General features: G+C 50.4%; 10 protein-coding genes. 7 read left to right on the top strand and 3 right to left on the bottom strand.

Annotation, left to right across the window (positions count from 1 at the left end):
* Positions 1 to 31: 31 nt before the first annotated feature.
* Complete coding sequence (coaD, locus tag ACYVAM_RS19685) at positions 32 to 505, top strand: pantetheine-phosphate adenylyltransferase (protein WP_461070135.1); 474 nt, start codon at positions 32 to 34, stop codon at positions 503 to 505.
* 25 nt (positions 506 to 530) lie between these two features.
* On the opposite strand, the gene ACYVAM_RS19680 is transcribed toward coaD, so the two are convergent.
* A complete protein-coding gene (locus ACYVAM_RS19680; protein ID WP_461070133.1) occupies positions 531 to 1226 on the bottom strand; it encodes an NUDIX hydrolase in 696 nt (231 codons plus the stop codon).
* Positions 1227 to 1343: 117 nt separating this feature from the next.
* On the opposite strand from ACYVAM_RS19680, the gene ACYVAM_RS19675 reads away from it, so the two are divergent.
* Complete coding sequence (locus ACYVAM_RS19675) at positions 1344 to 2633, top strand: hemolysin family protein (protein WP_461070131.1); 1290 nt, start codon at positions 1344 to 1346, stop codon at positions 2631 to 2633.
* A 51-nt stretch (positions 2634 to 2684) separates the two neighbouring features.
* Positions 2685 to 2996 carry a hypothetical protein gene (locus ACYVAM_RS19670; RefSeq protein ID WP_461070129.1) on the top strand — a complete coding sequence of 104 codons (312 nt, stop codon included), beginning with the start codon at positions 2685 to 2687 and terminating at the stop codon, positions 2994 to 2996.
* Positions 2997 to 3177: 181 nt separating this feature from the next.
* Here ACYVAM_RS19670 and ACYVAM_RS19665 read toward each other — a convergent pair whose 3' ends face one another.
* Positions 3178 to 4941 carry an ABC transporter ATP-binding protein gene (locus ACYVAM_RS19665; RefSeq protein WP_461070127.1) on the bottom strand — a complete coding sequence of 588 codons (1764 nt, stop codon included), beginning with the start codon at positions 4939 to 4941 and terminating at the stop codon, positions 3178 to 3180.
* A gap of 170 nt (positions 4942 to 5111) precedes the next feature.
* Between ACYVAM_RS19665 and ACYVAM_RS19660 the strand changes: the two genes are divergently transcribed.
* Entirely contained in the window at positions 5112 to 6368 is a 1257-nt protein-coding gene (locus tag ACYVAM_RS19660; RefSeq protein ID WP_461070845.1) for a DUF2264 domain-containing protein, read from the top strand.
* Positions 6369 to 6500: 132 nt separating this feature from the next.
* On the opposite strand, the gene metG is transcribed toward ACYVAM_RS19660, so the two are convergent.
* Positions 6501 to 8552, bottom strand: a complete 2052-nt coding sequence (gene metG / locus ACYVAM_RS19655; RefSeq protein ID WP_461070125.1) for a methionine--tRNA ligase — start codon at positions 8550 to 8552, stop codon at positions 6501 to 6503.
* A 216-nt stretch (positions 8553 to 8768) separates the two neighbouring features.
* Here metG and ACYVAM_RS19650 point away from each other — a divergent pair, with 216 nt between their 5' ends.
* The 3 genes from ACYVAM_RS19650 to ACYVAM_RS19640 all read left to right on the top strand — a co-directional run bounded on the left by ACYVAM_RS19650 (position 8769) and on the right by ACYVAM_RS19640 (position 12865).
* Positions 8769 to 9824 carry an NAD-dependent epimerase/dehydratase family protein gene (locus tag ACYVAM_RS19650; protein WP_461070123.1) on the top strand — a complete coding sequence of 352 codons (1056 nt, stop codon included), beginning with the start codon at positions 8769 to 8771 and terminating at the stop codon, positions 9822 to 9824.
* 112 nt (positions 9825 to 9936) lie between these two features.
* Positions 9937 to 11340 (top strand): tetratricopeptide repeat protein, encoded by a 1404-nt coding sequence (locus ACYVAM_RS19645; protein WP_461070122.1) that lies wholly within the window; start codon positions 9937 to 9939, stop codon positions 11338 to 11340.
* A gap of 235 nt (positions 11341 to 11575) precedes the next feature.
* The gene (locus ACYVAM_RS19640; RefSeq protein ID WP_461070120.1) at positions 11576 to 12865 is read left to right on the top strand and encodes a hypothetical protein; all 1290 of its coding nucleotides are present in this window, start codon (positions 11576 to 11578) and stop codon (positions 12863 to 12865) included.
* The last annotated feature ends 61 nt before the right edge of the window (positions 12866 to 12926 follow it).

Genomic DNA, 12926 nt, shown 5'->3' with positions numbered 1-12926 from the left:
AACCGGTCACTCAGTCACTTGTCCATTCTCTATGAAGCGTATTGCTCTTTTTCCTGGTTCGTTCGACCCATTTACCAGGGGTCATGAGGATATTGTTCTGCGTGGTTTGCAATTATTTGACGAAGTCGTGATTGGCATTGGGCGTAATTCCCATAAGGTGCGCTATTTCCCGCTTGAGCAGATTACCGAACTGATCGAAGGGGCATTCCGCTACCAGCCCGCCGTTCGGGTGATGAGTTATGATGACCTGACGGCCAACGTAGCCCGTGAAATTGGGGCCAAATTCCTGCTTCGTGGGTTACGTAATACGACCGATTTCGAATATGAAAATGGTATATCGCAGGTGAACCGATATATTTATGAAGACGTAGAAACCGTTTTCCTGATTACGTCACCGCATTTGGCACCCATCAGTTCAAGTATTATTCGTGACCTGCATCGCTACGGTCAGGATGTGAACGAGTTTCTTCCGTATCGATTACAGGTACCCGATAGAGCCAAGTGAACAGGAACACGTAACTGTTCTTTTCTTATAGAGCTAACTGATCAAATACATACCGAATCGAACTGAACGAATTCGTAAGAGCTAGTTTTGTTTCCCGTTTATCGAACCAGGCAAGCTTCTCAATATCTTCTTCGGTTTGAGGAGCCATACGGCTGTCATTAACGACCGCCATTCGATACCATTTCGTGCGTTTCAGAATTCGATTACCATTCAAGGTGTAGGTATGCCAGGTTGTACAGATCCGTTCGCTGACGGACACCCGAACGCCTGTTTCTTCTTCTACCTCGCGAGCGGCTCCCTGACGCGAGGATTCGCCATTATCCAACTTGCCTTTGGGAAGATCCCAGACGCCCCGTCGAAACATCAACAACATTCTGTCGCCTTTGAAGACCACGCCCCCCGCGGCTTTAATAATCTTGAACGGTTTTTTTATGGCTTCTTCACAATCTTCTTTATTGAGGCAACCCAGCGTAACCGACAATAATTGACCCGCGTCAGATTTCTGAAGCAGCGTGAGCAATTTATTGACGGTGGCAGGCGTAGCGTTGATAAGCAGCAGATGGCCATGCAAAGCGTCTGGCTTGAGGGCTTCCAATCGCGCATCAACAATCTGGTCATAGTCAACGAATTCCGGGTGATTTGCCAACGCTGGATTGGTCAGTTGAGCAGCGGCTTTAGGGCCAACGAGCCGAATAGGCCGGTCATTAATAAAGACAATCATCAGAAGATAAACAGTTCGAAGCGTAAAAGTAGCAAAACAGATGGTCTATCGCACTGTTGAATCTGTTGCAAACCAGTTCCATTTCTATATTTTTGCAACAGGCCAATCATCCTCTTTGTGGAACTCCTCATTATTTTCCTTCTGACATTGCTGAACGGCGTGTTTTCGATGTCAGAAATCGCTTTAGTCTCCTCCCGTAAGTCCAAGTTAGAAACAGCCGCCAAGAATGGCGATCGACAGGCTCAGGTTGCGCTCGATCTGTCAAATTCACCCAACCGGTTTCTATCGACCGTGCAAATCGGGATCACATTGATCGGGATTTTACTCGGTATTTTTTCGGGCGATAAGTTGACAACCGATGTGCAGGAATATGTGGCCCGGATAGAGTTCATTCGTCCCTATGCGCACTCCGTGGCGGTTGTTCTGGTACTTCTGCTGCTCACCTATCTTTCGCTGGTTTTCGGCGAGTTAGTACCCAAGCGAATTGGCTTATCCAACCCGGAAGGGATTGCCAAAACCATGGCCGCGCCCATGATTTTTCTCTCGCGGTTGACGTCCCCCTTTATTGCCCTGCTTACCATTTCGAGTGATTTATTGCTTAAACTATTGAACATCCGGCCGAATGAGAGTGCCGTAACCGAAGAAGAAATCAAAAGCCTGATTCAGGAAGGCACCTCGGGGGGCGCCATCGAGGAAATTGAGCAGGAAATCGTGCAAAACGTTTTTCAGTTGGGCGACCGTAAAATTACCTCCCTGATGACGAATCGGCAGGAAATCGTTTTTCTTGATCTGGAGGATGACCCGATCGAAAATAAAGCGAGGATTCTGGAACACAAGCACTCGGTCTATCCGCTCTGCAATGGGGGAGTCGATGAGGTGGTTGGCCTGATCTATACCAAAGATTTTCTGGGAAGAGATCTCGACTCGGAGCTGCTGCACCTGGGCGACATGAAACGGGATGTGCTGTTCATTCCCGAAAACAACAAGGCGTATCAGGTTCTGGAGCGGTTTCGGGAGCGCAGGCAGTATGTGGGCGTCATAGTCGATGAGTATGGGGGCGTGTTAGGTATTATCACCCTCAATGATATTCTGGACGTGCTGGTTGGCGATATCAACGATGATGTTCATTCCGACTACGAAATCCGGGAACGCGAAGATGGAAGCTATCTCATTGATGCACAACTGCCTTTTGAGGATTTCCTGTCGCATCTGTCGATCAATATCAATGCGCAGATGCGTCGTGATTTAACCGGGTTCGATACCTTGGGTGGCTTTGCGTTATATATTTTGAAAGACATTCCGCAGGCGGGCGAATCGTTTGTCTGGCATGGGTACCGGTTCGAGATCGTTGATATGGATAAGAGCCGAATTGACAAGATAATGGTCAAGAAACTTGCTGAAGAATAAACAGCAGTCCTTGTTCGCGGGTTATATCTGAAATCAAACTCATCAACGCCCATGCGACACTTCAGCCCCGATCCCGACGAGTTGACTGGCAATACGTCCAGCCGTGTTCCATCTGGTATGGATAATGATCCCAATGCCGATGAGGAAGTGATTAACCAGCAGGCTGGTGAAGAGTATCCAAAACCAGTGGAGAAATCAGCGAAAATCGTTCCTGATGACTTAGCGGCTTCGATAGCCTATGCGCTCGACGGCAGCGGCCCCGGCCCAACGAACGACAAACCGAATGTGTCGGGTCATAAAATCATCACCGAAGGCATAACGGGTGCCGGACCTGAGGATGAAGAGGAAGCGTTGCGGTCCTGATTACGATTCATCGACGACAATCCCTTTTTCGTCAGCAAGGTAGCTTACCATCCATCATCTCATAAATAAGGTGATTGGGTACTTTTCGCTTCGGTTTTGCCGCTTTTCCGGTTGTTGGTGACGTTGCCATAGGTAGACGCGCTTTTCTCAAAAGCACAGAAAACAAGCTAAAATGCCGACATCAAACCACTTCCTTGTACTGCATCCGGTACAGATTAGCATAGAAGCCTTCCTGCTGTAGCAATTCTTCGTGGTTTCCCTGTTCAACGATTCGGCCCTTATCCACGACGATGATGTTATTTGCTTTCTGGATCGTTGACAGCCGGTGGGCAATAACGATAGCCGTACGCCCTTTCATCAGCTTCCCAATTGCATCCTGAATCATTTCTTCGGTTTCCGTATCGACAGAAGAGGTGGCTTCGTCGAGGACAATGATCTTAGGGTCCTGCACCATGGCCCGAACAAATGAAATTAGCTGACGCTGACCAACGGAAAGGGTGGAGCCGCGTTCCATAACATTGTATTCGTATCCGCCCGGCAGTCGCTCGATGAAATCATGAACGCCAACCAGTTTGGCGGCTTCGACTATTTTCTCCCGGCTGATTCGTTTGTCGCCCAGCGTGATGTTGTTTTCGATAGTGTCGGAGAACAGGAAAACATCCTGTAGCACAACACCTATATTCCGGCGGAGGTGGCCTAATTCGTATTCATGAATGTCGGTACCATCCACGCGTATTTCACCTTTGTTAATGTCATAAAAACGACTCAACAGATTGATAATGGACGATTTGCCCGCACCCGTTGCACCTACGAAAGCCACCGTATCGCCCGCATTGACCCGAAACGAGATGTCGCGCAGTACCCAATCTTCGTTGTTATACGCAAACCAGACATCCTTAAACTCAACTTCGCCTTGAATGGCCGTAGGAGCGTAAGTACCATTATTAACCGTAAACTCGTCGCTGTCCAATAATTTCAGAATACGGTCGGTGCTGACGATACCCATCTGTAGCGTGTTGAACCGGTCGGCCAGCATCCTAATCGGACGAAAGAACAGGTTAATGAACATGACAAAAGCCGTAACCGTCCCGAATGTGACATCCGAACTGATGATCTGCTGAGCGCCATACCAAACGACTAAGCCAACGGCCACTGCCGAAATAATATCGGCAACGGGATAATAGACGGAGTAATACCAGATGGAGCGGATGTTGGCGGCCCGGTGCTCGTTGTTGATGACGCGGAACTTCTCGGCCTCAATTTTTTCACTGCCAAAAATCTGGACGATGTTCATGCCCGTGATGTGTTCCTGAACAAACGAGTTCAGGTTGGCAACGGCCGTTCGTACTTCATTGAACGACTTCTTGATTTTTTCCTTGAAGACGTACGTACTGAACAGCATGAGCGGAATGGTCGACAGGCTGATGGCTGCCAGCCGCCAGTCGGTATAAAACATGACACCGATGATAAGAACCAATTGAAGAATATCGCCCGCAATGGCCGCCATACCCTCGCTGAACACATCGGCCAGCGTTTCGACGTCAGAAATCGAGCGCGTAACTAACCGACCGATGGGCGTATTGTCGAAGAATTTGAGTCGTAGATGAAGTATTTTGCGATACAGCTGTACCCGAATATCCCGAATGACATATTGGCCTAACCAGCCGGACAGATACGTATTCAGAAACTGGATAACGGCCTGGGCAACGAGGACGCCAATCATAATGACCAGCATGACCGTCAACTGCTGGTAATCGCCCATGGCAATCACATTGTCGATGGTGTAGCGGATAAGCAGGGGTGTCAGCGGAGCCAGACAGGCCGCCAGCATAATAATACCGATCAGGAGGTAAAAGCGCGTTTGATATGGTTTTACAAACGCGTAGAGTCGCCGGAGGATAGCTAAGTCAAATATCCGGCCCGCGCTTTTCTGTTCTTCGTTCACAGGGTAACTACATGGCAAGTTCAGTTGGGTAACAGTGTTTTCAAACTGAACGTTTCACCGCAGCAGGCATTTACCGGGGAATGCCTGCAATCATAGAACCCTACGTCAGGAAGCAGTAAAAAACGAGCACGGCAGCTTTGTTGAGAGAAGGCCTGATTTAAACGCAAATGATGAAACGGCGGATGTTTACCCGGCTTATAACCGCGTTACCGGTAAGTTTGGGTAGTACAACAAGAGATGATGAACCCTTTTTCTCCGGCGGGCCGGACGCTAACGTGGCTGGTGGCGATCGGGCCTACTGGCTGCAAACCTTGCTGAAGGTCGCTGATCCGGTTTTGACGGCTTTAGCCGATAATCGACTGAAAGCCACCATGCCGATTGAGTGCGCGCCGGGCCAGCAGGCAAGCCGGGCGGCTGTATCCCACCTTGAAGCACTCGGTCGGACGATGGCGGGGCTGGCTCCCTGGCTTGAACTGAGTACCCATGACGACGCACAGGAGACCCGTTTGCGCCAACGGTACTTTGACTTGGCCAGACGGGCCATTGCCAACGGAGTCGATCCTACATCGCCCGATTACCTGAACTTCACCAAGAACGGTCAGCCGTTAGTCGATGCGGCTTTTCTGGCCCACGGCCTGATTCGGTCACCGAAACTATGGCAGTCCTTAACGGCAACCGAACAGGCGAATGTGATTAAGGCGTTGCAGGCAAGCCGGGTTATCAAGCCAGGGTACAACAACTGGCTGTTATTCAGTGCCATGGTGGAAGCCGCTTTGCTGAAATATGCGGGATCCGGTGATGAACTGCGCATGGATTATGCCATCCGGCAACACCAAGCCTGGTATAAAGGAGATGGAACCTATGGCGACGGCCCTGATTTTCACTGGGATTATTACAACAGTTATGTCATTCAGCCTATGTTGCTGGATGTGGTCAAAACCCTGGCCGATGCTGGGAAGGCCGATACGGATTTGTATGCGTCACTGATGACCAGGGCGCAGCGGTATGCCATCGTACAGGAGCGACTGATCAATCCCGACGGTTCCTTTGCGGCTTTTGGCCGGTCACTGGCGTACCGGTGCGGGGCTTTTCAACTGCTGGCGCAGGTTGCCTTGCAGGGTAACTTACCACCGGAGTTGCCACCCGGCCAGGTACGTTCGGCGCTGACGGCTGTGATCCGGCGAACGATGGACGTCAATGGCACATTTGATGCGAAAGGCTGGCTCCAGATCGGTCTGTGCGGCCATCAACCGGGCATTGGCGAAACGTATATTTCTACGGGAAGTTTGTATTTGTGTTCGGTGGCGTTTTTACCGCTGGGCTTACCGGCATCCGATAAATTCTGGTTGGCCCCGGCCGTCGACTGGACATCGAAACGGATCTGGTCCGGGCAGGATGTCAAAACGGACCACGCCATTAAGGGGTGAGGGCGAGCCATTATCTGGCGTTTTAGCGAATGCCACTATAAAAACCGGTATCGTTTAACAGCCTTAACAGTAGACCTATCGAAAGCCGGGAACGCTTGCTCCCGGCTTTCGATAGGTCTACTGTTAAGGCTGTTACGATACGGTTCCCCCGTTCCAGACAGAATCGCCGGGCGCGATGAGGGCTAGTTTCCCGTCGCGGTCTTCGGCCATCAGAATCATTCCCTGCGATTCGAAACCCATCATTTTACGCGGGGCCAGATTGGCCAGAAAGGTTACCTGTTTGCCGATGATGTCTTCCGGCGCAAAATGCTTGGCAATGCCGCTCAGAATTTGACGTCCGCCCAATCCGTCGTCTACTTTCAGTTTCAGGAGTTTATCGCTTTTGGGCACCCGCTCCGCTTCGGTGATCGTACCGATGCGAATGTCCATTTTAGCAAAATCATCGTAAGTGATTTCGTCCCGAAGGGCCGGCACGGTTTTAATTTCTAATTCATTCATGTGTTTGGCATTCAGTAACTTCTGAATCTGTTTATTGATTTCGTCGTCCTCGATTTTAGCGAACAGGAGCTCACTTTTACCCAGCGGATGGCCTTCAGTCAACAAGTCGGCCCGACCGGCATTGGTCCAGTTGAAGTGCTCGGTAATGTTGAGCTGGCTGCGTAATTTCTCGCTCGTGAACGGTAGAAATGGCTCGCAGACAATGCTCAGGTTTGCCGAAATCTGGAGGGCAATGTTCAGGATGGTATTCGCCCGAAGCGGATCGGTCTTGACAACTTTCCAGGGTTCGGTTTCGGCCAGGTATTTGTTACCCAAACGCGCCAGGTCCATGAGGTGACCCAGCGCTTCCCGGAATTTGTATTGGGCAATGGACTGCCCAATGCGGTCCGGGAACAGCGCTAGTTCGTTGAATACCGTTTTGTCATACTCGGTCAGGTCGCCCCGGACGGGTACATGGTTATTGCAGAATTTCTGGGTCAGCACAACGGCCCGGTTGACGAAATTGCCGAATACGGCCACCAGCTCATTGTTATTCCGTGCCTGAAAATCTTTCCAGGTAAATTCACTGTCTTTGGTTTCGGGGGCGTTGGCCGCCAGGACATAGCGCAATACATCCTGCTTGCCCGGCAGCTCGTCGAGGTACTCATGCAGCCAGACGGCCCAGTTACGCGAGGTGCTGATCTTGTCGCCTTCGAGGTTCATGAACTCGTTCGCCGGTACGTTATCCGCCAGAATGTAACTTCCTTCGGCCATCAGCATGGCCGGGAAAATGATACAGTGGAAAACTATGTTATCCTTGCCGATAAAATGGACGAGTTTGGTGTGTTCGTCGCGCCAGTACAACTCCCAGTCGCGCCCCTGCTCTTTGGCCCATTCTTTAGTCATGGAGATGTAGCCGATGGGCGCATCGAACCAGACGTATAGCACTTTGCCTTCCGCATTGGGAAGGGGCACCTTAATGCCCCATTCCAGGTCACGAGTCATGGCGCGGGGGCGCAGTCCTTCCTTCAGCCACGACTGACATTGACCAAATACGTTCGTTTTCCATTCTGTATGGCTGTTAACGTACTCCTCAATTTTGGGCTGCATGCGGTCCAACGGCAAAAACCAGTTTTTGGTAGAACGCAAACTCGGTTTGGAACCAGACAGCATGGAGTGCGGTTCAATCAGCTCGGTGGGACTGAGGGCGGTGCCGCAGCGTTCGCACTGGTCACCATAGGCGTTGGGATTGCCGCAGACTGGACAGGTGCCTACAATGTATCGGTCGGCCAGAAACTGTCCGGCTACCTCATCATAATACTGCTCCGTCACTTCCTCATCGAAATCGCCCTTTTCGTAGAGTTTTGTGAAAAATTCCTGTGAGGTTTCATGGTGAATCTGGTTCGAGGTTCGTGAGTAAATATCGAACGAGATGCCAAATTCACTGAACGCCTGCTTGATCTGCCCGTAATATTTATCGACGACCTCCTGTGGTGTGATGCCTTCTTTTTTGGCTTTGATCGTGATGGGCACGCCATGCTCATCGGTGCCGCTGATGAACGCAACATCTTTGCCCGTCGAGCGGAGATAACGAACGTAAATGTCGGCGGGCAGGTAACACCCGGCAAGGTGTCCGATGTGAATGGGTCCGTTTGCGTAGATCAGAGCTGCCGTGACGGTATAGCGTTGTGGATTTTCTAGAGACATAGATTGATTTCGGTTTTCGGTTTCTGGTCTTCGGTTTACCCGTGGCTCAAACGAACCCCGGCAAACAGGGAACGGAAAACCTTATTTGCCCGCAAAATTAGCAATTCAGGGCCGAACGTTGTTATGTTTACACAAAGAGAACTGCCGCGCTACTATGGAGAACACCGGGACGAATACGAATAATTTCCTCAACTGGGTCGAAATCAAAAACGTCAATTGAATTCATCATTACCTAAATCGGTCTTTATCACAGGGGCCACTGGCTTTATCGGCTCTCATATTGCCCGGCGCTATCTGGCTGATGGTTATTCGGTTACAGTGCTTTTTCGTCCGACGAGCGGGTATGGGCTCCTAGCCGATGTGGCGGATCAACTTACCTGGCATGAGGGCGATGTGCTGGATATTCCCTCACTCGAAGCGGCCATTCAGGCAGGACGGTCGGATAGCCGCACTTCCGATGGTTCGGTGGATGTGATTCATGCTGCTGCCATCGTCTCGTTCATTCACAAAGATCGCGATCGAATGGAGCGGATCAATGTGGAGGGGACGGCCAACATCGTGAATGTCTGTCTGAAAGCGAATGTCCGAAAACTGGGCTATGTTAGCTCCGTAGCCGCCATCGGTCGACCTTCGGCAAAAGGAGGGAAGGCTGGCGAACCAGTCCTGATCAATGAGGAACTGAAATGGGAAGAATCGCCGAACAACTCCGAATATGCCAAAACCAAATACCGGGCAGAGCTGGAAGTGTGGCGGGGTGTTGCCGAAGGCCTTAACGCCGTGATGGTCAATCCATCTGTCGTGCTGGGCGTGGGCGACTGGAGCCGAAGCAGCCTTCAACTAATCAAATACGTACAGGACGAACGGCCATTTTATCCGGCCGGTTTGGCCAATTATGTCGACGTCCTCGATGTGACAGACGCGCTTGTGGGTCTGATGCAGTCGGATACAAGATCCCGTCGGTTCATTCTCAATGGGGGCACCATTCCGTACCGTTCGTTGTTAGAACAGATAGCCACCGTGCTGGGTAAGCGGCCACCGACGGTGTCGATTCCGCCCGCCATTAGCCGTTTACTTTGGCCTCTGGAGGCTATGCGGGCCTGGTTGATGGACAAAGCACCGCTTATAACCAGAGAAACAGCGCGGTCGGCGAGTTCGTTATACCAGTATGACGGGCGCAGTATTGAGAAGGTGCTTGATTTTCAGTATCGAGCATTGAGCGAGACCCTGAAGCGTGTGGCAGACGCCTTCGGGCAGCTCCGAAACGGTCCGTAAATTTTCGGTTCGGGGGTTGGAGTTTCGCTTTTTTGAGTTTATATTGAAGTGCCAAAGGATAAATCGCACCATTGGTGCGGCCCCTATCCGCCCACATTTTGAAGGCAATAGCATGGAGCAAGAGTTCGAAGAACGAGAAGGCGATATAAAAGAATCAATCCGGCGTTTTGAGCAGATGCTGGATCAGCAACAAAGTCAGTTTTTCGACCTGGATGTCTATGAACAAATGATTGAGCACTACCTCAATCAAGGTGATTTAGACAAGGCGTTCAAAGCCGCCGAAGCCGGTCTGGAAAATTTCCCCTATGCGCTGGAACTGATGCTCGATAAGGCCCAGATTCTGGCTAATTTTCAACGGTTCGATGAGTCGCTGGATTTGCTGGAAAGGGCTTCTTTGTTTAACCCCGGCGACCTGGATGTCCCCTTTATGCAGGGATCGGTGCTGAACATGGCTGGTCGCTATGAAGAATCGATTCAGGTACTGGAAGATTTACTCGACCGCGCTGAAGATAAGGATGACATTCTGTTTCAACTGGGGCAGAGCTATCAGAACTGGGGTAAATATGACGAAGCGATTACGCACTATAAAAAGTCGATTGCGCTGAACATTAACAATGAAAATGCGCTCTATGAGCTGGCATTTTGCCTGGATGTAACGGGAGAATTAGAGAACAGTCTGTCCTATTATCAGCAGCTGATTGATACAGACCCGTATTCTTACAATGCCTGGTACAACATCGGTATCGCCTACAGCAAGCTGGCCCGTTATGCCGAAGCTGCGGAAGCGTATGATTATGCGGTCATTATCAAGGGAGATTTTGCCTCAGCGCATTTTAACCTGGGTAACACCTACATGAATCTGGGGTTGTTCGAGAAAGCTGAAGTCTGTTATCGCGAAACGCTGAAATACGAAGAAGCAACTGCCGATACCTTCTGCCACCTTGGAGCCAGCCTGGAAAAACAGGATCGCATTCCCGAAGCCATCAAGGAATACCGCGAAGCCATCAAATTAGATGCCATGTGGGATGAAGCCTGGTTTGGCATCGGTGTCTGTCTGAGCGAATCGGGTAAGTGGTACGAAGCCCTGCCGTTTTTGCAAAAAGCCGTTAAACTTAGTGACCAGAATGGCGAATATTACCTCGCCATTGCCGAAACAGAATATAAAATCGGTAATGTCCTGTCGAGTGTTGAAGCGTTTGAAAAAGCAGCTGAGGTCGACGCGGAAAATCCTGATGTGTATCTGACCTGGTCGCTGGTGCCGTTCGATCAGGGCGATTTTCTGCGGGCCAACGATATTATCCAGTCGGGTATCAACGACATGCCCGCCGAAGCGGATCTGTACTATCGCTCGGCCGTTTATTTGATTCATGCCGGTCATTATCGCGAATCGCTCATTCAACTGGAGGCTGCGCTTTCACTGGATTATGACGCGCACGTTCAGTTGTTCGAGTTCTTCCCCGAACTGGAAAAACAGAAGGCTTTGTACAAGATTATTCAACAGTACAAGAAGGAATAAATACATGGCGCCGGTATATTATCCAGTGCATCAATAAAAGCAAAAAGTCGATTCCCGTTATGGGAATCGACTTTTTGCTTTTATTGATGTGAAAAAAGTATTTTCGATGTCTATTTGGAGAGAGTGAATTCCGACAGTTTTAACCAGTTGGGGGTTATGGCTAAATCGTCTGTAGCCTGGTTATTGATGGGAACGGAATGAGTTGCAAATAAGTTAAACGACCAATTGACAATGCATGATAAAAATCTACTTCTGTAGTCTGAGCTGGGCGGAATGCAGTCTGCAAAGCCGCTGGCTTCTTTTACGATTACTATTCATTAGCGTTTGGGCAACGCTCTCTCCGTCAGCAACGAGCAGTGCCCAGTCCGACTCTGTTCAACTGGCCAGTAAGGAGCATGTGACTGATTACCCGCGCGATTCATTGGCTGATGTTTGGGATGTGTATTATAAGTACATCGACCGGAAGGGGCACCGCCGTGCGGAGCACTATAAGCCCGGTTTGCATACGACCATCTTTCCGGAGTTAGCCTACGCGCTGCAAACGGGCGTGGCCATTGGGCTGAATGCCAATCTATCCTTTACCAGCGCTAACCCCGAACAGAACGTCTCGACCATTATTTCAACCCCGCAGTATACGCAATACCGTCAGGTGATTATTCCGGTTGTCGTTAATTTCTGGACAAAAGGGAACCGGTACAACATCGTTACGGATTGGCGCTATTACGACTATTCTGCCGATAACTTTGGATTAGGTGACGACTCACCCGGTAATGCGGATGACCGGCTGATGTATTCCTACCTGCGCTTTCACCAAGCGGTGCTGCGTCAGGTTGCGCCGAATCTGTCGGTTGGTATTGGGTATGCGCTCGATTATCACTGGCATATCCAGGATGTTAACAATACGCCCCAGCTAAATAATGATTTTGGCCAATATACATCGACGGATCACACAGTCTCATCCGGACCTACGTTCAGCGTGCAGTACACCAACCGACGCAACCCAAATAATCCACAAAGTGGCTTCTTTGGGAGCGTGGTTGTGCGGCCAAATCTACGTTGGCTGGGTAGTGATCAAAACTGGCAATCGGTTATAGCTGATTTTCGGAAATACATACCCTTGTCGTCAACGGGTCGGCATATTCTGGCTTTCTGGAACATGAACTGGCTAAGCCTGGGTGGTCAGGCGCCGTATCTGGACTTACCCAGCAGTGGTTGGGATACCTACTCGAATATGGGCCGTGGCTATGTGCAGGGCCGGTACCGCGGTCGGGACCTGATTTATCTGGAAGCCGAATACCGCACACAGTTGCTGAGCAATGGGCTATTGGGCGCGGTTGTCTTTACGAACATGCAGACGTACAGCAGCTACCCCGACACGAGCCATTTCGGGCGCTTGTTGCCGGGTGGGGGCGTTGGGCTACGGGTGAAAATGAACAAGCATTCCAACCTCAATCTGGCAATCGACTATGGTGTAGGAATCGGCGGGGCTCGGGGGTTCTTTTTTAATTTTGGCGAGGTGTTTTAGCCGTTTGACTTGGTGAAGTCGGGTTCTTAAAACCGACTTCACCAAGTCAAACGGCTTCCGG

This window comes from Spirosoma horti (genome assembly GCF_054776595.1).
The sequence above is the reverse complement of the archived record's forward strand: the minus strand, read 5'-3'. Positions and strand labels throughout refer to the sequence as shown.

Excerpts from the sequence above, each read along its gene's own strand:
- ACYVAM_RS19645 (WP_461070122.1), top strand. The coding sequence starts at position 9,937 with ATGGAGCAAGAGTTCGAAGAACGAGAAGGCGATATAAAAGAATCAATC.
- metG (WP_461070125.1), bottom strand. The coding sequence starts at position 8,552 with ATGTCTCTAGAAAATCCACAACGCTATACCGTCACGGCAGCTCTGATC.
- ACYVAM_RS19660 (WP_461070845.1), top strand. The coding sequence starts at position 5,112 with ATGAAACGGCGGATGTTTACCCGGCTTATAACCGCGTTACCGGTAAGT.
- ACYVAM_RS19640 (WP_461070120.1), top strand. The coding sequence starts at position 11,576 with ATGATAAAAATCTACTTCTGTAGTCTGAGCTGGGCGGAATGCAGTCTG.
- ACYVAM_RS19670 (WP_461070129.1), top strand. The coding sequence starts at position 2,685 with ATGCGACACTTCAGCCCCGATCCCGACGAGTTGACTGGCAATACGTCC.
- coaD (WP_461070135.1), top strand. The coding sequence starts at position 32 with ATGAAGCGTATTGCTCTTTTTCCTGGTTCGTTCGACCCATTTACCAGG.
- ACYVAM_RS19680 (WP_461070133.1), bottom strand. The coding sequence starts at position 1,226 with ATGATTGTCTTTATTAATGACCGGCCTATTCGGCTCGTTGGCCCTAAA.